This is a genomic window from Jiangella ureilytica, assembly GCF_004348545.1.
Lineage (GTDB): Bacteria > Actinomycetota > Actinomycetes > Jiangellales > Jiangellaceae > Jiangella > Jiangella ureilytica.
Genome location: NZ_SMKL01000023.1, coordinates 1 through 21,868 on the forward strand (window position 1 = coordinate 1; position 21,868 = coordinate 21,868).

The following is a 21,868-nucleotide window of genomic DNA, read 5'->3' on the forward strand; positions in this document are numbered from 1 at the left end:
GGTCAGCGGGGGGCGACCGAGCGGGGGTCGAATCCGTACGGGAGCTCCAGCCGGTGCGCCGCGAGCAGCGCCTCGTCGGCCAGGACGTCCGCCGTCGGGCCGTCGGCGACCACCGTCCCACCCGACAGCACGATCGAACGCGAGCACAGCTGCAGCGCGAACGGGAGGTCGTGCGTGACCACGAGCTGCGTCACGGGGAGGGAGTCGAGGATCTCGTGGAGCTCGCGGCGGCTGGCGGGGTCGAGGTTGCTCGTCGGCTCGTCGAGCACCAGGATCTCCGGCCGCATGGCCAGCACCGTCGCGACGGCGACCCGGCGGCGCTGCCCGAACGAGAGGTGGTGCGGCGGCCGCTCGGCGACATCGGACATGCCGACCAGCGCCAGTGCCTCGTCGACGCGGGCGTCCAACTCCGGGCCGCGCAGGCCGAGGTTCGCCGGGCCGAAGGCGACGTCGTCGCGCACCGTCGGCATGAAGAGCTGGTCGTCGGGGTCCTGGAAGACGATGCCGACCCGGCGGCGCACCTCCCGCAGGACCTCCCGGTCGCCGGCGCGGACCTCGAGACCGCCCACCCGCACGGTCCCGGCCCCGCCGGTCAGGATGCCGTTGAGGTGCAGCACCAGCGTGGTCTTGCCGGCGCCGTTGGGGCCGAGCAGCGCGACCCGCTCGCCGCGCACGATGGTGACGTCGACGCCGAACAACGCCTGGTGGCCGTCGGCGTAGGCGAACGCCAGCCCGTCGACCTCGAGCGAGACCTCGCCCGGGGTCATGCGAGCACCGCCGTCAGGGCGACGACGGCGGCGGCCAGCGGCAGGGCGGCGGCGCGGAGCCAGTCGGTGCGCGTGGCGGCGGCGACGGAGGTCAGCGGCATGGCGCCAGCGTAGCCACGCGACAGCATGGCCAGGTGCACCCGCTCCCCCCGCTCGTACGACCGCACGAACAGCGCACCGGCGCCCTGCGCGACCACCCGGACGTGCCCCAGGTGCCGGGCCTCGAACCCGCGGGACTCGCGGGCGATGCGCATGCGCCGCATGTCGGCGGCGACGACGTCGGCGTAGCGGATCATGAACGACGCGATCTCAACCAGCCGGTCCGGCACCCGCAGCTTCTGCAGCCCCAGCAGCAGGCCCCGCTCCGACGTCGTCGCCGCCAGCAGGATCGACGCGACGACGCCGAGCGTGCCCTTGGCCAGGATGTTCCAGCCGGTCAGCAGGCCGTGCTCGCTGAGCGACAGGCCCAGGACGTCGACCCGCGGCCCCTGCGACACGATCGGCATCAGCAGCGCGAACACCACGAACGGGACCTCGACGACCATCCGCCTGACGATGACCCCGGCCGGCACCGCGGCCACCCCGGCCACGCCGGCCAGCAGCAGCGCGTAGACCCCGAAGGCCCAGTACTGCTCCCGCGGCGTCGCGACGACCACCAGCACGAACGCCAGCAGCGCGAGCACCTTGACGTGCGCGGGCAGCCGGTGCACCGGGGAGTCGCCCACCCGGTACAGGGAGTGCCCGTGCCCGTGTCCGCCGCTCACCGGACGGCGTTCTCCTGCCGCGACCCCGCCGCCGCGCCCGCCGGCCGCGACTTCCCGGCGACCAGGCGGAACAGCACCACGCCCACGGCCACGACGACCGCGACGCCGAGGATGCCGGCCACACCGACCGGGATGCCGCCGACCTCGCCGTAGTCGGCCAGGGCGAAGTCGCCGAACGCGTGGTCGCGGGCGCGGTCGAGGAAGCCCTCGCCCTCGGCGACGTACTCGAGGCCGTCGGGGTTGCTGCTGGCGAAGAAGCTCACGATGCCGGCCAGCGCCAGCGCGACCACGCCACCGCCGATGAGCAGCGGCTTCACACTGCCGCGCGACGCGGCGCCCACCGGCTCGGGCTCCGGGGCCGGTGCCGGTGCCAGCGTGCCGTCGGCCTGCTTGAGCTGCAGGGCCGGGCGCAGGCCGCGGGCGGCGTGGACGAGGTCGGGCCGGACAGCGACGACGGCGCTCACCGTCAGCCCCGTGATGACCGCCTCGCCGATGCCGATGAGGGTGTGCCAGCCGAGCATGCTCGCCGTCAGCGCGCCGAGCGACAGCGACGCCTCGCCGCCGAACGCGAACAGCAGCACGAAGACCAGCGCCGCCACCGGCACCGAGATCAGCGCGCCCACCGCCGACGCCGGCACCACCGACGCCGGCCGCTTCGGCAGCACCGCCAGGACCGCGCGGGTGACGACCCAGCCGACGACCACCGTCGTGATGCCGATGAGTGAGATGTTGGTACCCAGCGCCGTCAGCCCGCCGTCGGCGAACAACAGCCCTTGGACCAGCAACACCACCGAGAGACAGAGCACTGCCGTCCACGGGCCGACCAGCACGGCCGCGAGGGCGCCACCCATGAGATGTCCGCTGGTGCCGACGCCCACCGGGAAGTTCAGCATCTGCACGGCGAACACGAACGCCGCGGTGAGGCCGGCCAGCGGAGCGGTCCGCTCGTCGAGCTCGCCCTGCGCCTTGCGCAGCGCGATGGCGACCCCGGCGGCCGCCACGGCGCCGGTCGCGACCGAGGTGGGAGCGTTCAGGAACCCGTCGGGCACGTGCATGGGTGTCCTCCTCGTGAACGGGAGTGAAATGTCCGACCAAGGACGGTGATTCTGTATCTGAACCGCTGCGACAGGCGCGAACGACGACCGTCCTCTGCATGATGCGACAAAGTCGCACGTATCGCAAGAGGACGATTGGGGCCGTTCGTTCCCGGATCCTGAGACGTAACCGTCCGTATCACGGGATGTCATCTTGCGGTCCCCCGCGGGGCGCCTACGATCACAGGCACTGGTGGTTCGGCCGGCGGGTACCTGATGGGTACGAGCCGGCCGACGCAAGAGGCCCCCGGCGCGGTTGACGTCGACCGGGGTGGCCGGCCCCCGACGAACGCCTGTCCGCGCTCGCGAGGAGAACACCGTCACCATGACCAGCAGCACCCCATCCATCGGGGCCACCGTCCCCGGTTACCCGCGCATCGGCCCCGGCCGCGAGCTCAAGCGCGCGCTCGAGTCCTACTGGTCCGGCGCGTCCGGCCGCGACGAACTCGACGCCGCCGCCCGCGCCGAACGGCAACGCACCTGGCGCCGGCTCACCGAGCTGGGCCTCGACTCCGTCCCGTCGAACACGTTCTCGCTGTACGACCAGGTGCTCGACGCCGTCGTCGCGGCCGGCGCCGTGCCGCCACGGTTCAGCGCGCTGGGGCTGGACGGCCTCGGCACCTACTTCGCCATGGCCCGCGGCACGTCCGGCGCCGCGCCGCTGGAGATGACGAAGTGGTTCGACACCAACTACCACTACCTCGTTCCGGAGATCGGCCCGGCGACCCGCTTCCACCTCGACCCCACGAAGCCGGTGTCGGAGTACCGCGAGGCCCTCGCGCTCGGCATCGAGACGCGGCCGGTGCTGCTCGGGCCGGCCAGCCTGCTGCTGCTGTCGAAGCCGGCCGACGGCGCCCCGCACGGCTTCGCGCCGATCGAGCGGCTGGACGACCTCGTCGCCGTCTACGCCCTGCTGCTGACGACGCTCGCCGCCGAGGGCGTGGCGTGGGTGCAGCTGGACGAGCCGGCCTACGTGGCCGACCGGACGCCGGCCGAGCTGGAGGCGCTGGGCCGGGTCTACGCGCGGCTCGGCGCGCTGCCGGAGCGGCCGTCGATCCTGGTGACGTCGTACTTCGGCCCGCTGGGCGATGCGCTGCCGGTACTGGCGTCGTCGCCGGTCGAGGCGATCGGGCTCGACCTGGTCGCGGGCTCGCTGCCGCCCGGCGGCGTGCCGGGACTGGACACGAAGACCGTCGTCGCCGGCGTCGTCGACGGCCGCAACGTCTGGCGCACCGACCTCGACGCCGCGCTGGCGACGCTGCGTGCCCTCGAACCGCGAGCCGGCGCCGTCGCCGTCGGGACCTCGTGCTCGTTGCTGCACGTCCCCTATGACCTGGATGCCGAGACGTCGCTGGACCCGCGGCTGAGGTCCTGGCTGGCGTTCGCCGACCAGAAGGTCGCCGAGGTCGTGGCGCTCGCGGCCGCCCTGCGCGGCGGTGAGCCGACGCCGTCGTTCGCGGAGGCACGGACGGCGCTCACCGGCCGCGCGAGCGCTCCCGACGTGATCGACGACGGCGTCAGGTCCCGTCTCGCGGGACTCACCGCGGCGGACGCCCGGCGCACACCGTTCGCCGAGCGCGCCGAGGCCCAGCGCGTCCGGCTGGGGCTGCCACCGCTGCCGACCACGACCATCGGCTCGTTCCCCCAGACCGGCGACATCCGCCGCGCGCGGGCCGCGGTCCGGACCGGCCGGCTGGACCGCGCCGAGTACACCGCCCGCATGCGCAGCGAGATCGAGCGGGTGATCCGGCTGCAGGAGAAGCTCGGCCTCGACGTCCTCGTGCACGGCGAGCCGGAGCGCAACGACATGGTGCAGTACTTCGCCGAGCACCTGAACGGCTTCGTCACCACCGAGCACGGCTGGGTGCAGTCGTACGGGTCGCGCTGCGTGCGCCCGCCGATCCTGTACGGCGACGTGTCGCGGCCGGCGCCGATCACCGTCGAGTGGGCCACGTACGCGCAGTCCCTGACCGAGCGGCCGGTGAAGGGCATGCTCACGGGGCCGGTCACGATCCTCGCGTGGTCGTTCGTCCGCGACGACCAGCCGCTCGGCGACACCGCCCGGCAGGTCGCGCTGGCGATCCGCGACGAGACCGTCGACCTCGAGGCGGCCGGCATCGCGATCGTGCAGGTCGACGAGCCGGCGCTGCGCGAGCTGCTGCCGCTGCGTTCGGTCGATCGCCCGGCGTATCTCGATTGGTCGGTGGGTGCGTTCCGGCTGGCCACGGCCGGTGTGGCCGACACGACGCAGGTGCACACGCACCTCTGCTACTCCGAGTTCGGCGACGTGGTCGCGGCGATCGACGGGCTGGACGCCGACGTCACCAGCATCGAGGCGGCCCGCTCGCGTATGGAGATCGTGCCCGACGTCGCCGCCTCCGGGTTCGCCCGCGGCATCGGCCCCGGCGTGTACGACATCCACTCGCCGCGAGTCCCGTCGGCCGACGAGGTCGAGGCGCTGCTGCGGCGCGCGCTGGCCGTCATCCCGGGCGAGCGGCTCTGGGTGAACCCGGACTGCGGGCTCAAGACCCGGACCTACGAGCAGGTCGAGCCCGCGCTGGCCGCCCTGGTCGAGGCGGCCTGGCGGGTCCGGCGGCCCTGAGGCGCCTCAGATCGCGTCGAGGGCCGCGAGGTCGTCCGCCGTCGGCTCCCACGAGCCGGCGGCGACGTTCGCGGCCACCTGCTCCGGCGAGACCGCGCCGGCGATGACGGAGCCAACGGCGGGCTGGGCGGCCAGCCCGCCGATCGCGACGTCGAGGATGCCCACGCCGCGGTCGGCGGCGAACCGCTCCAGCGCCTCGATGCGGTCGAAGTCGGCGCCGTGGAGCCGCTTCGCCTGCCCGGGGTCGGCGAGCCGCGACCCGTCGGGCGCGGCCTGGTCGCGGCGGTACTTGCCGGTGAGCAGGCCCCACGCCAGCGGCGCGTACGGCAGGATGCCGACGCCGGCGCTCTCGGCGGCCGGGACCAGCTCGGCCTCGGCGGCGCGGTCGTAGAGCGAGTACTTGTTCTGCGCGCTGATGAACGGCGACAGGCCCTCGGTCCGCGCGATCCAGGCGGCCTCCGTCACCTGCCAGGCGGCGAAGTTCGACGAGCCGACGTAGCGGACCAGGCCCGCGCCGACCAGCTCGTCCAGCGCCGCCAGCGTCTCCTCCAGCGGCGTGCGCTGGTCCGGGACGTGCAGCTGGTAGAGGTCGATCCAGTCGGTGCCGAGCCGGCGCAGGCTCGACTCGACCGCGCGCCGGATGTAGCGCCGCGACCCGCGTACACCCCAGTCGGGCCCGTTGGCACCCTGCATGTCGCTGCCGAACTTCGTCGCGACGATGACGTCGTCGCGGCGGCTGCCGAGCGCGGCGCCGAGCATCCGCTCGCTCTCGCCCAGCCCGTACGTGTCGGCGGTGTCGAACAGCGTGACGCCGTGGTCGAGGGCGGCGTGCACGACGGCGGCAGCGGCGGCGGCGTCGATGCGGCGCCCGAAGGCGTTGCACCCGACGCCGACGACGGAGACGGTGAGGCCGGACGCGCCCAACTGGCGGTAGCTCATGTCGGTCACGTCTCGAAGTATCACATATCCACCCTTGTCACACGGACGAAACAGCCCCGGAACGATCATCCGCGAGCGTGCTCTGCGCGGGGGGCCGACCGAGACGAGGAGACCACGTGGCACGGTGGCGGAACCGACGAGCACGAACGGTGGCGGCCCTGCTGGCCGGCGCCCTCCTGGCGACGACGGCGACACCTGCCGGCGCCGCTTCGCCGCGGCCGCCGGACGCGGAGCTGGCCGAGTGGGTCGTCGACCTGGACGCGAACGCGCTGCGTGAGCTGCTGGCGACCGGCGAGGTGACGTCGGTGCAGCTGGTGAAGGCGTACCAGGCGCGCATCGACGCGTACGAGGAGGCGTACGCGGACCAGCCGGGCGTGAACGCCGTCATCGTCGAGGACCCGCGCGCCGTCGCCGCGGCCGCTCGCCTCGACAACGAGCGCCGCCGCGGCCAGGTGCGCGGCCCGCTGCACGGCATCCCGATCCTCGTCAAGGACAACTACGACACCTTCGACCTGCCGACGTCGAACGGGTCGCTGGTGCTGGAGCGCTGGCACACCGCCGACGACGCCGAGCAGGTCGCGCGGCTGCGCGCGGCCGGTGCGATCATCGTCGCGAAGACCAACCTGCACGAGTACGCATCGGGCATCACGAGCATCAGCTCGCTCGGCGGGCAGACCCGCAACCCGTACGACCAGACCCGCAACCCCGGCGGCTCCAGCGGCGGCACCGGCGCGGGCATCGCGGCCGGGTTCGGCGCCGTCGGCATGGGCTCGGACACCTGCGGCTCGATCAGGATCCCGGCGGCGCACAACAGCCTGGTCGGGCTGCGGCCGACGCACGGGCTGTCCAGCCGCGACGGCATCGCCCCGATGTCCTACACCCAGGACGTGGGCGGGCCGATCGCCAAGTCCGTCACCGACGTCGCGCTGGTCCTCGACGCGACTGCGGGCTACGACCCCGACGACCCGTCGACGGCGGCCTCGGTGGGACGGGTGCCGGCGTCGTACCTGCCGTCGCTCGACGACGACGCGCTCGCCGGCGCGCGGATCGGCGTGCTCACCGACTATCTCGGGACCTCCGCCGCCGAGCAGCCCACGACGGCGCTGATCCGTGCCGCCGTCGACGACATGGCGGCCCAGGGCGCCTCGGTGGTGGAGCTGCCGACGCAGGCCGCCCTGATGTCCGCCGTCGGCGCGTCGGGCGTCATCAACGACGAGTTCGAGCGCGACCTCAACCTCTACCTCGCCGCGCCCGGCTCGACGTTCCCCCGGTCGCTGGCCGTGCTCGAGCCGCCCTTCGACGCGGTCACCATGGACGACATCATCACGTCGGGCAAGGTCACGCCGACGGTGCTGTCCTCGCTGCGGAACCGCCAGGGCGTGTCGACCGGGCCGCAGGAGGCCTACCACCAGCGGCTCGAACGGCGGGCCGAGGCACAGACGCTGCTGCGGGCGCTGCTGGAGGCGAACGACCTCGACGCCCTGGTGTACCCGACCATCCGCCAGCAGGCCGCGCTCATCGGGCTGTCGCAGCCGGGCAGCAACTGCTCGCTGTCGGCCAACACCGGCTTCCCGGCTCTGACCGTCCCGGCCGGCTTCACCCCCGACGGCATGCCCGTGGGCGTGGAGCTGCTCGGCCTGCCGTTCAGCGAGCCGGCCCTGCTCGGCCTCGGCTACGACTACGAGCAGGCCACCCAGCACCGCACGCCACCGGCCAGCACCCCGCCGCTGCGCTGACGGCTCCCAGCTCGCGTCAGGAGGGAGTTCTCCTCGCTATGGCAAGGAAAACTCCCTCCTGACGACCGGCCCGGCGGCGAGGTTGTCCACAAATCGCCTGACGGGGGTGGCGCTCCGGTTCCGCGGATCGCAGGCTGTGGCTCATGTCCCACGTGCGTGTCCGGCATCTCGCCCAGGTGCAGGACGGACTCATCACCCGTGCTCAGGCGCTCGCGGCCGGGCTGACGCCGGCGGCGATCGATCACGCGTTGCGCCCCGGCGGCCCATGGCAGCCGGTCCTGCGTGGTGTCTACGCGACGTTCACCGGCCCGCTCTCACCGCTGCACCGGCTGCGGGCCGCCTGCCTGCGCGTCGGCGACGGCGCGCTCGTCACGGGCGCATGGGCGTGCTGGATGTCCGGACTGACGTACGGCCCGCCTACCGGCGACGTCGTCGACCTGCTGGTCGCGCGCGAGGTGGACCGGTCGAGCACCGGCTTCGTCCGAGTCCACCAGACATCGCGCCCGCCGCGGGCGCAGTTCTGGATCGATCGCGGTCCGAGCGGGGGGCCGTCGCCGGCCGAGCTGGTCCTCGACCCGCTCGCCCCCGCCGCCCGGCCCAGGATGATCCCGAGGGTTCCCCCAGCGCGCGCCGTCGTCGATGCGATCGTGCTGCCACGGCCGCAACCGCCCGAGTGGACGCCGGCGCTGCCGCGGGCGGCCTTGCGCAACATCCGAGCACTGATGTGCGAGGCCGTGCAGCGGCGCAAGGCGACACTCACCGAGCTGCGCGCCGAGGCGCTGGCCGCGCGGAAGCGAGGATCGGCACTGGTGCGAGTGGCGATGGCGGACATCGAGGCGGGTTGCCGGTCGGCTCCGGAGTGCGAGCTGCGTGACCTGGTGCGCCGCAGCCGGATCCTGCCGGAGCCGCTCTGGAACCGGCCCCTTCCGGGCGTCCGCGGCATCGTCCCGGACGCCTGCTGGCCGGAGCGACGGCTGATCGTCGAGGTCGACTCGCGGTCGTTCCACGGCTTCGGCGACGCGCCGGAGCGGACCGAGCACCGGCGCGCGAGGCTGGCCATGCTCGGCTGGGTGGTGCTGCCGGTTTCGCCGGCGAGGTTACGAGCAGACTCAGCCGGCGTACTGACGCAATTGGAGGCCGCGTATGTCGCTGCCGGGAGGGGGTTTTCCTCGCTATAGCAAGGAGAACTCCCTCCCGACTAGCGGCCGGCGGTGCTCTCACGAATGCGCAGCGTGAACGGGACCTCGATGCGCTCGGCCTTCGCTCCGGGGTCGGCCAGCCGGCGGACCACCAGGCGGACCGCTTCTTCGGCGAGGAACGGCAGGTCAGGGGCGACGGTGGTGAGCGACGGCGTCGAGTAGCGGCCGTCCTCGATGTCGTCGAAGCCGGCGACGGCGACGTCGTCGGGAACGCGCAGGCCGCGCTCGCGCAGCACTCGCAGCGCCCCGAGCGCCATGAGGTCGTTGAAGCAGAACACGGCGTCGACCGGGCGGCCGCCGTCGAGCAGGGCGGTCATGGCGCGGGCGCCGCTTTCGCGGTCGAAGTCGACGTCGGAGACGACGAGGCGGCGCTCGACCGGCAGCCCCGCGGCCCGCAGGGCGGCCCGGTAGCCGCGGGCGCGCAGCCCGCCGGTGCCGGAGCCGGACTCGGCGCCGACCGCGGCGATGTGCCGCCGGCCCAGGCCGACGAGGTGCTCCGTCACTTCGCGGGCGGCGCGGACGTTGTCGACGGCGATGTGGTCGAAGCCCGCGGGGTGGCCGCGCTCGCCGAGCAGCACCATGGGCGTCGATCCCGGGTGCGCGGCGACGTCGTCGGCCGTCATGGCCATGGGGCTGAACACCACGCCGTCGATGAGCTGGGTGTCGAGGGACTCCAGCGCCAGCCGCTCGCGCTCGGCCTCGCCGAAGGTCTCTTCGATCAGCACCGTGAGACTCTGCTGCTTGGCGACGGCGCCGATCTGCGAGGCGAGCGCGGCGAAGTACGGCGACGTCAGCTCCGGCAGCGCGATGGCCAGGAACCCGGACCGCCCGTGCCGCAGGCTGCGCGCGGAGACGTTCGGCCGGTAGCGCAGCTCGGCGACGGCCCGCAGCACCTTCTGGCGGGTCTTCTCCGTGACGTTCGGGTGGTTGTTGATGACGTTCGAGACGGTCTTGAACGAGACGCCGGCGAGGTCTGCCACGTCCTTCAACCGCGTGCCCACCAGCTGCCCTCCCGTCCGCCCCGACGACGTCCATCCGAGTCTAGGCACCGCACGCGCGTCCGGCCGACCGGTTTTCGCCGGACCGGACCAGTCGCCATCGCCTCTTCCCAAACCAGGTTATCCGTTGTAAAACAGTCCGCACAGTCATCCGGTTATCCGTTGTAAATTCCCGAGGAGGCCGCGCGAGATCGGCGCCGAGGGAGGCCGAAGGCCTCTCCGATGGCGTCGACGCGGTATCGCGCAGCCGACTCATCGCAATGTCACGGCGAGCGGAGGAACCCCTTGTACGACGTCGAGGTCGGACTGGATCCGGCGTTCACCGTGGGCACCGTCGATCCGCGGCTCTTCGGCACGTTCGTCGAGCACATGGGCCGATGCGTCTACGGCGGCATCTTCGAGCCCGACCACCCCACCGCCGACGAGTTCGGCTTCCGCGGAGACGTCGCCGACCTGGTCCGCGAGCTGGGCGCCACCGTCGTCCGCTACCCGGGCGGCAACTTCGTCTCCGGCTACCGCTGGGAGGACGGCGTCGGCCCGGTCGCGGACCGCCCGCGCCGGCTGGACCTGGCCTGGCGCTCGTTCGAGCCGAACACCGTCGGCGTCGACGAGTTCTGCCGCTGGGCCCGCGGCGTCGGCATCGACCCGATCATGGCCGTCAACCTCGGCACCCGGGGCGTGGACGCCGCCGTCGACCTGCTCGAGTACGCGAACTTCGCGCCCGGCACCACCAGCACCGCCGACCGGCGCGTGGCCAACGGACACAAGGACCCGCACGCGATCCGCACCTGGTGCCTGGGCAACGAGATGGACGGCCCGTGGCAGGTCGGGCACAAGACGGCCGACGAGTACGGCCGGCTCGCGGCGGAGACGGCGCGGGCCATGCGCCGCGCCGACCCGGACGTCGAGCTCGTCGTCTGCGGCAGCTCCAACAGCGGCATGCCGACGTTCGGCACCTGGGAGCGGGTCGTCCTCGAGCACACCTACGACCTGGTCGACCACGTCTCGCTGCATGCCTACTACGAGCCGGCCGGCGGCGACGTCGACAGCTTCCTGGCCTCGTCGGAGGACATGCGCCGGATGATCACGGCGATCGCCGCCACCGCCGACCACGTCGGCGCGGTCCGGCGCAGCGACAAGAAGCTGACCATCTCCTTCGACGAGTGGAACGTCTGGTACCAGAACCGGTTCGCCGGGCAGGAGCAGCTCGAGACGACGGAGAACGGCGCCCTCATCGAGGACGTGTACGACGTCACCGACGCGGTCGTCGTCGGCGACCTGCTGATGGCACTGCTGGACCACTGCGACCGGGTGGCGATCGCCTGCCAGGCGCAGCTGGTCAACGTGATCGGCCCGATCCTGACCCGGCCCGGCGGGCCGGCCTGGCGGCAGACGATCTTCCACCCGTTCGCGCTCACCGCCCGGCACGCCCGCGGGACGGTGTTGCGCACGGCCGTCCGCACCCCCGCCGTGGGCACCCAGCGGTTCGGCGACGTCCCCGCCACCCGGGTGACCGCCGTCCAGGACCCGGAGACCGGGGCGCTCACCCTGCTCGCCGCGAACCGGAGCCGCACGGAACCGGCCCGTCTCACCGTCCCCCTGCGCGCGTTCGGCGAGCGCCGGCTGCTCGAGCACCTCACGATCGCCGACGCCGACCCGTCCGCCACCAACACCGCCGAGCACCCGGACCGGGTCGTCCCGCGTCCGGTCACCGGCACCGTCGTCGACGGCGACCAGACGCTCACCGCGACCCTGCCGCCGTCGTCCTGGCACCTCATCCGGCTGGGCGCCTGACCCGGCGCGTCTGCAAAGGAGCAGCTGTGACCCCCACACGACACCCCCTGTCCAGAAGACGCTTCCTCACCGCGACCGGCATGATCGGCGCCGGTGCCGTCCTCTCCGCCTGCGGCGGCGGCTCGCAGTCCCCCGGCGCCCAGCCCGCGGAGGGCGACGGCGGCGTCGGCGGCTACGACGGGCCGAACGTCGAGCTGGCGTTCTGGAACGGCTTCACCGGCGGCGACGGCCCGTTCATGCAGGAGCTGGTCGACACGTTCAACTCCGAGAACCCGAACATCGCGGTGACGATGACGGTGATGGAGTGGGCCGACTACTACGCGAAGGTCCCGACGGCGGTGCAGTCCGGCAACGGGCCCGACGTCGGCATCATGCACATCGACTCGCTGCCGACGAACGCCGCCCGCAACGTCATCGTCCCGCTCGACGACGTCGCCTCGGCCCTGGAGCTCGAGGAGGGCGACTTCGCCGAAGCCGTCTGGAGCGCCGGCGAGTACGACGGGCAGCGCTACGGCATCCCGCTGGACATGCACCCGCTCGGGTTCTTCTACAACAAGACCGTCATGGAGTCGGCCGGGCTCGATCCCGACAACCCGCCCGTGGACCGGCAGTCCTACGAGTCCGCGCTCGAGGCGCTGGCGTCCGCCGGGATCCAGGGGCACTGGATGTCGCCGCACCCGTTCACCGGCAGCATGACGCTGCAGTCGCTGATCTGGCAGTTCGGCGGCGACCTGTTCAACGAGGACGGCACCGAGGTCACCTGGGCGGAGGACCCCGGCGTGCAGGCGCTGACCTGGATGGTCGATGCGATCAACACCGGCTGGAGCCCGAAGGACGTCGGTCAGGACGCCGACGCGATCGCGCTGCAGAACGGCCAGGCCGCGTTCAACTGGAACGGCATCTGGAACATCAACACGCTCAAGGAGATCCCCGACCTGCAGTGGGGCGTCGCGCCGCTGCCGAACATCGGCGGCACCGAGGCCGCGTGGGCGGGCTCGCACAACTTCGTCGTCATGCGCCAGCGCTCTGCCGACGAGAACAAGCTCGCGGCGTCGCGGGCGTTCATCAACTGGGTCAGCCAGCAGTCCATCGCGTGGGCCGAGGGCGGCCAGGTGCCGGCCCGCAACGAGGTCCGCGAGTCCGCCGAGTTCGAGGCGCTGCCGGAGCAGGCCGCGCTCGCCCAGCAGGTCGACTACCTGCACTTCCCGCCGTCGGTGCCGGGGATCAGCGAGGCGTTCGCCGACTTCGACCAGGCGCTCAACGAGGCGATCCTGCTCACCAAGGAGCCGGCCGCCGCGCTTTCGGAGGCGGCCGAGCGGGCGTCGAAGAAGCTGGAAGAGAACCGCGAGCGGTACGACGGGTAGCGCCGTGGCGACCTCCGCTCCCACTCGCATCAGGCGGCACGCGCCGTGGACGCCGTACGCGTTCATGGCGCCGTTCCTGGTGATCTTCGTGACGTTCGTGCTGGCCCCGGCGGCACTCGGGCTCTGGATGAGCCTGCACGACTGGGACTTCATGCTCGCCAGCCGGCCGTTCGTCGGGCTCGACAACTACCTGAACCTGTTCGACTCGACCTCGGCCGTGTTCCAGGAGTTCTGGAACGGCATGCGGGCGACGGCGATCTTCACCGTCGCGAGCGTGCCGTTCCTGGTCACGATTCCGCTCGGGCTGGCGGTGCTGCTGAACCGGCGGTTCCCCGGCCGGACGGTGTTCCGGGCGATCTTCTTCATGCCGTACGTGTTGGGTGTCGCCGTCATCGGCCTGCTGTTCCGGTTCATGCTCGACCCGAACATCGGCATCGTGAACGGGCTGCTCGGCACCACGACGCCGTGGATCACCGCGCAGCCGTGGGCCTGGATCAGCCTGGTCGCGATGACGGTGTGGTGGACGCTCGGCTTCAACACGATCATCTATCTCGCCGGCCTGCAGGACATCCCGTCCGAGCTGTACGACGCGGCGAAGGTCGACGGCGCGTCGGCCTGGCAGGTGTTCCGGAACGTGACCCTGCCCGGGCTGCGGATGGTGCACCTGTTCGTCGTGACGATCACGATTCTGGCCTCGGCGAACATGTTCGGTCAGGCGCTGCTGGTGACCAACGGCGGACCTGGCGACTCCACCCGGACGGCGCTCATCGTCATGCTCGCCGAGGGCCTGGAGTCGTTCCGGATGGGCAGCGCCGCGGCGATGTCGTACCTGCTCGCGATCTTCCTGGGCATCGTCTCGATCGTCCAGGTGCTGGCCATGCGCGAGAGGAGGCCGCGATGACGCTCCTGACCCGTCCGTCCCGGTCCAGCGAGGACGACCGGGCGACGACGGCGCCCGGCTCGCGCGGGGCGCCCCGCGGCCTCGCCCGGCAGGGCATGTTCTGGCTGTTCCTGCTGGTCCTGACGGTGATCTTCGTCGGGCCGATCGTCTGGATGTTCCTCACGTCGATCAAGACCAACCCCGAGGCGACCGCCGTCCCGCCGACACTGCTGCCGTCGTCGCCGACCTTCGAGGCCTATGAGGGGCTGCTGCGGCTGGACGGGGCCTACCCGGTGCTGCGCTGGTTCCTCAACAGCCTGCTGGCGGCGACGCTGCACATGGTGCTCGTGCTGGCGGTCGCCTCGACGGCGGCGTACGCGCTGGCCCGGCTGCACTTCCGCGGCCGCGGCGTGCTGTTCGTCGTCATCGTGTCGACGCTGTTCGTGCCCGGGTTCGTGTTCCTGATCCCGAACTACCTGATCATCGACCGGCTGGGCTGGCTGGACACCGTCTGGGCGCTGGCCGTCCCGGGCGCGGCCGGCGCGTTCGGCGTGTTCTTCCTGCGCCAGTTCTTCGCCATGCTCCCCGGTGAGCTGGAGGAGGCGGCGCTGATCGACGGCGCCAACCAGTGGCAGGTCTTCACCCGCGTCGTGCTGCCGAACTCGAAGCCGGCGCTGGCCACGCTCGCGGTGCTGTCGTTCCTGTCGAACTGGAACGACTTCATCTGGCCGATCTACGTGCTGTTCAGCCCGGAACGGCTCACACTGCCGGCCGGGCTGCGGCTACTGCAGGGCGCGTACACGACCGACTACCCCGTCATCATGGCCGGCGCGTTCGTCGCCAGCGTCCCCGTCCTGATCCTGTTCCTGTTCACGCAGCGCTACGTCATCGAGGGCGTGTCGCGCAGCGGACTGAAGGGATGATCGCCTTGCTCCGACGCCTCCTGCTCGCGGCCCTGCTTGCGCTGCCCGGCGCGGCTCCGATGGCCACAGCGGCGCCCGACGCCGACCCCGGCACCGCCGTCACCCAGAACCCGATCTCCGGCTCGTTCTCCGACACCTACGCCGATCCGGCCGTCATCCGCGGCAAGGACGGCTGGTGGTACCTGTACGCGACCAGCGACCCATTGCACGAGGCGCCGAGCGAGTTCGGGCTCATGCACATCGCCCGGTCCCGCGACTTCGTCGACTGGGAGTACCTGGGAACGGTGTTCGACGAGGCCGACCGGCCGGCCTGGACGACGTCGTCGTCGTTCTACTGGGCGCCGGACATCCGCTACGTCGACGGCCGGTACGTCATGTACTACACGGTCACCGACACCGTCGCCGAGCCCGGCCCGTGGAACTTCGCGATCGGGGCCGCGACGGCGCCGACTCCGGCCGGCCCGTGGACCGACACCGGCGGACCGGTGGTCGCGCCGCGGCCGACCGGCGACGGCGGGTACTTCAACACCATCGACCCGGCGCTGCTGTCGGCGTCGGACGGGAAGCGCTACCTGTACTTCGGCGGCTTCCACGGCGGCCTGTGGGTGACGGAGCTGGACGAGTCCGGGCTGCGCGCCGTCGGGTCGCCCACACAGGTCACGGTCGGCGACCGGTACGAGGGCTCGTTCGTCGTCGAGCGGGACGGCTGGTACTACCTGACGGCGTCGTCGGCGAACTGCTGCGCCGGACCGGTCACCGGGTACAGCGTCTACGCCGGCCGGTCGCGAAGCCCGCTCGGCCCGTTCACCGACCACGAGGGCGTCTCGTTGCTGGACTCGCGCGTCGGCGGCACCCAGGTGCTGGCGCAGAACGGCAACCGCTGGATCGGCGTCGGCCACCACACGATCGTGACCGACGTGGCCGGGCAGGACCACATCGTCTACCACGCCATCGACCGCGACGACGCCTGGCTGGACGCGCCCGGCGGCATCAACGAGCGACCGACGCTGATCGACCGGCTGGACTGGATCGACGGCTGGCCGGTCGCGCGAGCCGGGGCGGGACCGTCCGACACCCCGCAGCCGGCGCCGGTGACGGCGTCGTCGCTGGGGATCGTGAGTGGCGCGCCCGCGTCGAACGACGCGCTTCTCGGCGACTGGTCGGCGGGCACGGACTCCGTGGGCGACGGCGGCGCGGTCGGCCTGGTGCCGGCCGGCGGCGAGGCGCGGACTCGCGAGAAGGCGCCGAAGGACGTGCGGGTCGAGGCCGACGTCCGGGTGTCCGGCGCCTTCTCGGTGGGCGTGGCGCGGTCCGGGCGCAACGGCGTCACCGTCACCGTCGACGCCGCAGAGCGGACGCTGACCGTCACGTCGACGCAGGGCCGCCGGGTCGAGAGCGACACCGCTCCCCTGCCGTCGCGGTACGGCGGCGACGAGTGGACGGCGCTCTCCGTCGAGGTGCGCGACGGTCGCGTGGTCGCCCGGCTGGCGGAGAGCCGGCTCGGCGACGCCGATGCCGAGGTCGCCCTCGACCTGCCCCGCGGCGCGGCCAGGTCGCGCCCCGTCGTGCTCGCCACGTCCGGCGGCCCGGCGCAGGTCGACAACCTCACCGTCGTCGAGGCGCACGAGCCGGTGACGGAGCGGGTGGCCGAGCCGGAGACCGGCGACGTGCTGGTCGACGAGTCGTTCGACGGCGCGGCGCCCGGGGACGGCTGGGAATGGGTGCGGCCGTCGCCGTCGGTGACCGTCGGCGACGGCGTGCTGCGCTGGCCGCTGGAGTCGGTCGACGTCGTCGGCGCCGGCAACACCGGGCCGCTGCTGCTGCGCACGCCGCCGCCGGGCGACTGGATCGCCGAGACGAAGCTGCACCTCGACCTCGGCACCGGGACGATCCGCAACTACCAGCAGGCCGGGATGATCGTCCGGGTCGACGACGACGACCTGCTGCGACTCGGCGACGTCGCCATCTGGGGCACCCGCCAGGTCGAGTTCGGCAAGGAGCTCGACGAGAACGGCGCGCTGCGCTGGGGCGCCCACCTCGGCGGGCCGGTGGCCGAGACGATGTGGCTGCGGATCGCGCACACGCTGGACCCGGAGACCGGCGAGCACCGGTACCGGTCGGCGTCGTCGCGCGACGGCGAGACGTGGCGGTGGGGGGCCACGTGGACCCTTCCGGCGGACACGACGCCGACGATCGGCCTGTACGCCGGCGGCGGCGCCACGCCCGCCACCGTCGCGACGTTCGACTGGTTCCGCCTGTACGAGGCTCGATGAAGTATTTGGCGGGGGCCGGGCTGGCGCTGCTTCTCCTGGGAGCTTGCGCGGGCTCGGCCCCGTCCGACCCCGATCCTGCCGAGGAGGAGACCAGCACCGTGGGCTTCACGAACCCCGTCGTCGACCGCGACTTCCCCGATCCCGCCGTCATCGAGGCCGACGGCGGCTATTACGCCTACGCGACGAACTCGCGGCTGGGGAACGTGCCGGCGATGACCTCGTCCGACCTCGTGACCTGGGAGCCGGCCGGCGACGCGATGCCGGTGCTGGCGCCGTGGGTCACCGGTGGACGGACCTGGGCGCCGGAGATCGCGGTGCACGCGCCGGACCGATACGTCCTGTACTACACGGCGCTCGGCACGGCGTCGGGCCGGCAGTGCGTGGGGGTGGCGGTGGCGTCGTCGCCGGCCGGGCCGTTCGTCGACGAGTCCGCGGAGCCGCTGATCTGCCAGGCCGACGAGGGCGGCTCCATCGACGCGAGCCCGTTCACCGACGCCGACGGCACCCGCTACCTGCTGTGGAAGAACGACGGCAACGCGATCGGCGTCGACACCTGGCTGTACGCCCAGCCGCTGGCGCCGGACGGGCTGTCGCTCGTGGGAGAGCCGGTGCGGCTGATGAAGCAGGACCAGCCCTGGGAGGGGAACCTGGTCGAGGCGCCGTTCCTGTGGCTGCGTGACGGGACGTACTACCTGTTCTACTCGGCGAACGCGTACGACACCGCCGCGTACGCCGTCGGGTACGCCGTCTGTGACGGGCCGCTGGGGCCGTGTCACAAGCCTGCCGACGAGCCGATCCTGGTGTCGAGCGACGACGCGGCCGGGCCGGGGCACTGCGTGCTGGTCGAGAAGGACGGCCGCACCTGGATGGTCCACCACGCCTGGCCGCCGGAGTCGGTCGGCTCGGCCCTGCCCGGGCGGACGATGTGGCTCACCGAGGTCACCTGGTCCGGCGGCGTCCCCGTGCTGGACGGCCCGCGGGCCTCGGTGGACGTGGTGCCCTGATCAGCCGTCGACCGTGACGTCGATGGTGTGCCAGCCGGAGGCGCCGTCGGGGACCGGCGGCGCCTCTTCGGACGTCTGCACCTCGCCGTCGGCGGTGGTGGCGCGGACGGTCAGCCGGTGCTCGCCCGGCTCGGCGTCCCACTGCCACACCCACTGCCGCCAGGTGTCGGCGCTCGGGACCGTGGCCAGCCGCGCGGCGTTCCAGTCGCCGTCGTCGACCCGCACCTCGACGCCCTGGATGCCGCGGTGCTGCGCCCAGGCGACCCCGGCGACGGGAACGGAGCCCGCGCCCACGTGCGCGCGGCTGCTCGGGACGTCGATGCGCGAGGCGACCTTGACCGGTCCCCGCTCGGCCCAGCCGCGGCTGGTCCAGTACGCCTCGAAGTCGTCGAACCGGCTCACCTCGAGCTCGACGACCCACTTGGTGGCGCTGACGTAGCCGTAGAGGCCCGGGACGATCATGCGGACCGGGAACCCGTGCGCGACCGGCAGCGGCTGGCCGTTCATCCCGACGGCGAACAGCGCGTCGCGGCCGTCGGTGAGCACGTCGAGCGGGGTGCCGGCGGTCCAGCCGTCGTGCGAGGTGGACCGGACGGCGTCTGCGTCGCTGCTCGGCTTCGCGAGCGCGAGGACGTCGGCGATCGGGATGCCGGTCCACAGCGCGTTGCCGATGAGGTGGCCGCCGACCTCGTTGGACACGCAGTTCAGCGTCAGCCAGCGGCTCTCGAGGCCCATGCCGACGAGCCGGTCGTAGTCGAGCTCGATCTCGTTCTCGACCATGCCGTGGACGCGCAGCGTCCAGTCCTCGGCCCGGATCAGCGGCTCGGAGAGCGCGGTGTCGATGCGGTAGAAGTTCTGGTTGGGTGTCCGCCACGGGTTGGCGCCGTCGACGAGGAGGTCGGCCCCGTCGGGCGGCGTGGCCCGGGGCAGGTCGATGGTCGCTTCGAGCTGGTCGCGCGACGTCTCGACCCCCGCCCGCCGCGCGCCGAGCACCTGCCCGAGCCCGGCGCCGATGACGGCGAGGCCCGCGGTGATGCCCGCGGCCGTGAGGAACGACCGTCTCGTCGGCGCCGGCGGGGGTGACGGCGTCAGCTGCGGTTGCGGCGTGGTCGGCCCCGTGGCCTTGCCGACGAGCCAGCTCAGCGTCGGCAGCGCGACGATGCCGGCCGCGACCGTGGGGACGAGGCCGGCCATGGTGGTGTCGGGCCGGCTGTTGACCGCGAACCCGGCGACGACCAGCAGCGCCGTGGCGGCCAGCATCCCCAGGCCCTTGCGCCGGGCCGTCAGCAGGCCGATCAGCCCGCCGAGCACCGTCAGCACCACGCCCATGCCGATCAGCAGCACCGTCTTGTCGTGGATGCCGAACGTCTCGATCGCGAAATCCTTCAGCCAGGCGGGCGTGAGGTCGATGAACTCCTCTCCGACCGCCACCACCGGCGTCTCGGCCCGGCCCAGCGCACCGGCCACCACCTCGGCGGCGGCCAGCCCCAGGCCCAGCGCGAGCACCCCGGCCAGCGCCGGCGGCCACCACGGCCGGCGCTTCGCCTCGGGCGAGCCGGCCGGCGGCGCGGCCGTCACGGAATCGGTCACCCTCCGATCATCCTCCCGGGCGCCGGTTCCGCCCACCGCCCGCCATGATCGTCAGCGAAAATTCAGAATCGGGGTTCGCCGGGTCTGCTGAGTTGGCCGGGGTTTGAGGTGGGCTCCCCGTCCCCCTTGCTGCCCATTCTCTTAGCCGCGTGCACACGCCTCAAGCGGACCGACGGCCGCTTCGCGGCGGAGAGGACCGCTTGACCCGTGCACCCGCGGCCTAAGAACGGGCAGCTATCAGGGGGACGGGGAGACCCTGGGCACGCCTCACCGGTTCGCGTGCCCGTTTCGTCCCGGTTCGCCGGACTGTGCACCGCGATGATCATCGGCGATCCGCTACATCACCAGGCGTTCTGCCACATCACGAGGCATGCATGCCTGGTGAAGCGGCAGAGAACCTCGTGACGGCCCCGCGAAACGCGCCAAATCCCACCACGTGGACACCAGCAGGCCGCCAGGACCCCGTGCCCGTCGCCAGACTCCCCCCGTCCCCCTGATAGCTGCCCGTTCTTAGGCCGCGCGGGTGCGGTCAAGTCCAAGCGCCCCGACCCAGACGGCGCGCAAGCACAGAGCGCGCGGACTTGAGGGCACCCGCGCGGCTTAAGAGAATGGGCAGCAGGGGGACGGGGGAACCCCACCCAACCCCACGACCCCGGCGGCGCGCAAGCACAGAGCGCGCGAACTCGAGGGCACCCGCGCGGCCGAAGAGAATGGGCAGCAGGGGGACGGGGGAACCCGACGCAACCCCCCGACCCCGGCGGCGCGCAAGCACAGAGCGCGCGGACTCGAGGGCACCCGCGCGGCCTAAGAGAATGGGCAGCAGGGGGACGGGGCCACCCCGCCCGACCGCACGACCCCGAGAACCCCACTCAGGACGCGGGGCAGCTCGCGAGATCCTCGGTGTCGCCGGCGACGAACGACTCGATGGTGGTGACGGCGTCGTCGAGGGTCTCGACGGGGACCACGCGCATGTCGCCGTTGTTGCCCTCGACCGCCTCGTCGCAGTTGCTGGCCGGAGCGAGGAACAGTTCCGCGCCGTCGTGGTTGGCGGCGGCGATCTTCTGCTGGATGCCGCCGATGGGGCCGACCTCGCCGTCGGCGGTGATCTCGCCGGTGCCGGCGATGTGCTTGCCGTCGAGCAGCGCCCCGGGCGTGAGGGTGTCGTAGATGGCGACGGCGAAGATCATGCCGGCGCTGGGGCCGCCGATGCGATCGTCGATGCCGATCTGGATGTCGACCGGGAGGTCGAAGCCGGGCGTCGGCTGGAAGCCGACCAGGGCGCGGCCGTCGTCGTCGGCGGCGATGGTGGTGATGTCCTCGGTGAGCTGCTCGCCGTCGCGGTCGACGACGAACTGGACGGTCTCGCCCGGCTCGTGCGCGGTGACGGCGTCGACGACGTCTTCGGGCGCGGCGACCGGGGTGCCGTCGACGGACACCACGACGTCGCCGGGCTCGAGGACGCCGTCGGCCGGGGCGCCCTCGACGACGGCGTCGACGACCACCTTCTCGGGGACGTCGTAGCCAAGCTTGCGCAGCGCGGCCACCTCGGCGTTCTGCTGCGAGTTGGCCAGCATGGCGGCGTTCTGCTGCCGCGACTGCTCCGCCGTGGTGCCCTCGGGGTAGACGAGCTCGCGCGGGACCACCGCACGGTCGGGGTCGAGCCACGCCCGCAGCGCCGTCAGGAGGTCCAGCTCGGCGTCGGCGGACGTGACCCCGACCGTCGTGAGGTCGAGCACGCCCTCGGTGGGGAACGTGTCGGCGCCGTCGACGCGGATGACCTGCTGGCCGTTCCACTCGCCGAGCGTGTCCTCGACCGGCCCCGGCGAGTAGACGACGTAGGGCAGGTTGAAGAAGGACGCGACCGCGACGAGCGCGACGATCAGGGCCCCGGCGACGGCGAGCGTCGCGGATCGGCGGGTCATCGGTGTGGGCGGTCCTCAC

16 protein-coding genes are annotated in these 21,868 nt (G+C 72.6%); 9 read left to right on the forward strand and 7 right to left on the reverse strand.

The window, feature by feature from the left end:
* Positions 1-2 precede the first annotated feature (2 nt).
* From E1212_RS12120 to E1212_RS12130, 3 genes are read right to left on the reverse strand one after another with little or no spacing between them, the layout of a single operon-like run.
* Complete coding sequence (locus E1212_RS12120; protein ID WP_131982714.1) at positions 3-767, reverse strand: energy-coupling factor ABC transporter ATP-binding protein; 765 nt, start codon at positions 765-767, stop codon at positions 3-5.
* Positions 764-1,531, reverse strand: a complete 768-nt coding sequence (gene cbiQ, locus E1212_RS12125) for a cobalt ECF transporter T component CbiQ (protein WP_131982716.1) — start codon at positions 1,529-1,531, stop codon at positions 764-766. The genes E1212_RS12120 and cbiQ overlap by 4 nt, the downstream gene beginning before the upstream one ends.
* Positions 1,528-2,586, reverse strand: coding sequence for an energy-coupling factor ABC transporter permease (locus E1212_RS12130; protein ID WP_131982718.1), 1,059 nt, complete (start codon positions 2,584-2,586; stop codon positions 1,528-1,530). Before E1212_RS12130 ends, cbiQ begins: the two co-directional genes overlap by 4 nt.
* Positions 2,587-2,950: 364 nt before the next feature.
* On the opposite strand from E1212_RS12130, the gene metE reads away from it, so the two are divergent.
* Entirely contained in the window at positions 2,951-5,227 is a 2,277-nt protein-coding gene (gene metE, locus E1212_RS12135) for a 5-methyltetrahydropteroyltriglutamate--homocysteine S-methyltransferase (RefSeq protein WP_131982720.1), read from the forward strand.
* A 6-nt stretch (positions 5,228-5,233) separates the two neighbouring features.
* Here the strand turns inward: metE and E1212_RS12140 are convergent, their stop codons facing one another.
* The gene (locus E1212_RS12140) at positions 5,234-6,166 is read right to left on the reverse strand and encodes an aldo/keto reductase (RefSeq protein WP_131982839.1); all 933 of its coding nucleotides are present in this window, start codon (positions 6,164-6,166) and stop codon (positions 5,234-5,236) included.
* Positions 6,167-6,315: 149 nt separating this feature from the next.
* Between E1212_RS12140 and E1212_RS12145 the strand changes: the two genes are divergently transcribed.
* Both E1212_RS12145 and E1212_RS12150 read left to right on the forward strand, forming a co-directional pair.
* Positions 6,316-7,902 (forward strand): amidase family protein, encoded by a 1,587-nt coding sequence (locus E1212_RS12145; protein ID WP_203416783.1) that lies wholly within the window; start codon positions 6,316-6,318, stop codon positions 7,900-7,902.
* A 143-nt stretch (positions 7,903-8,045) separates the two neighbouring features.
* Positions 8,046-9,080, forward strand: coding sequence for a PDDEXK family nuclease (locus E1212_RS12150; RefSeq protein ID WP_131982724.1), 1,035 nt, complete (start codon positions 8,046-8,048; stop codon positions 9,078-9,080).
* A 20-nt stretch (positions 9,081-9,100) separates the two neighbouring features.
* Here the strand turns inward: E1212_RS12150 and E1212_RS12155 are convergent, their stop codons facing one another.
* Entirely contained in the window at positions 9,101-10,081 is a 981-nt protein-coding gene (locus tag E1212_RS12155) for a LacI family DNA-binding transcriptional regulator (protein ID WP_238992325.1), read from the reverse strand.
* Positions 10,082-10,384: 303 nt separating this feature from the next.
* Here E1212_RS12155 and arfA point away from each other — a divergent pair, with 303 nt between their 5' ends.
* The 6 genes from arfA to E1212_RS12185 all read left to right on the forward strand — a co-directional run bounded on the left by arfA (position 10,385) and on the right by E1212_RS12185 (position 18,337).
* Positions 10,385-11,893, forward strand: coding sequence for an arabinosylfuranosidase ArfA (gene arfA, locus E1212_RS12160; protein ID WP_203416784.1), 1,509 nt, complete (start codon positions 10,385-10,387; stop codon positions 11,891-11,893).
* A 26-nt stretch (positions 11,894-11,919) separates the two neighbouring features.
* A complete protein-coding gene (locus tag E1212_RS12165) occupies positions 11,920-13,257 on the forward strand; it encodes an ABC transporter substrate-binding protein (RefSeq protein WP_162605437.1) in 1,338 nt (445 codons plus the stop codon).
* A gap of 64 nt (positions 13,258-13,321) precedes the next feature.
* Positions 13,322-14,158: a carbohydrate ABC transporter permease gene (locus E1212_RS12170; protein ID WP_131982841.1), complete on the forward strand. Its 837-nt coding sequence runs from the start codon at positions 13,322-13,324 to the stop codon at positions 14,156-14,158.
* A gap of 95 nt (positions 14,159-14,253) precedes the next feature.
* Positions 14,254-15,060, forward strand: coding sequence for a carbohydrate ABC transporter permease (locus E1212_RS12175; RefSeq protein ID WP_420814369.1), 807 nt, complete (start codon positions 14,254-14,256; stop codon positions 15,058-15,060).
* Complete coding sequence (locus tag E1212_RS12180; protein WP_131982734.1) at positions 15,057-17,333, forward strand: glycoside hydrolase family 43 protein; 2,277 nt, start codon at positions 15,057-15,059, stop codon at positions 17,331-17,333. Before E1212_RS12175 ends, E1212_RS12180 begins: the two co-directional genes overlap by 4 nt.
* On the forward strand, positions 17,330-18,337 hold the full coding sequence (locus E1212_RS12185) for a glycoside hydrolase family 43 protein (RefSeq protein WP_131982736.1): 1,008 nt from the start codon (positions 17,330-17,332) through the stop codon (positions 18,335-18,337). Before E1212_RS12180 ends, E1212_RS12185 begins: the two co-directional genes overlap by 4 nt.
* Here E1212_RS12185 and E1212_RS12190 read toward each other — a convergent pair whose 3' ends face one another.
* Together E1212_RS12190 and E1212_RS12195 are read right to left on the reverse strand one after the other, a co-directional pair.
* Positions 18,338-19,927, reverse strand: a complete 1,590-nt coding sequence (locus E1212_RS12190) for a molybdopterin-dependent oxidoreductase (protein ID WP_203416787.1) — start codon at positions 19,925-19,927, stop codon at positions 18,338-18,340.
* Positions 19,928-20,796: 869 nt separating this feature from the next.
* A complete protein-coding gene (locus E1212_RS12195) occupies positions 20,797-21,849 on the reverse strand; it encodes a YlbL family protein (RefSeq protein ID WP_131982738.1) in 1,053 nt (350 codons plus the stop codon).
* Positions 21,850-21,868 lie beyond the last annotated feature (19 nt).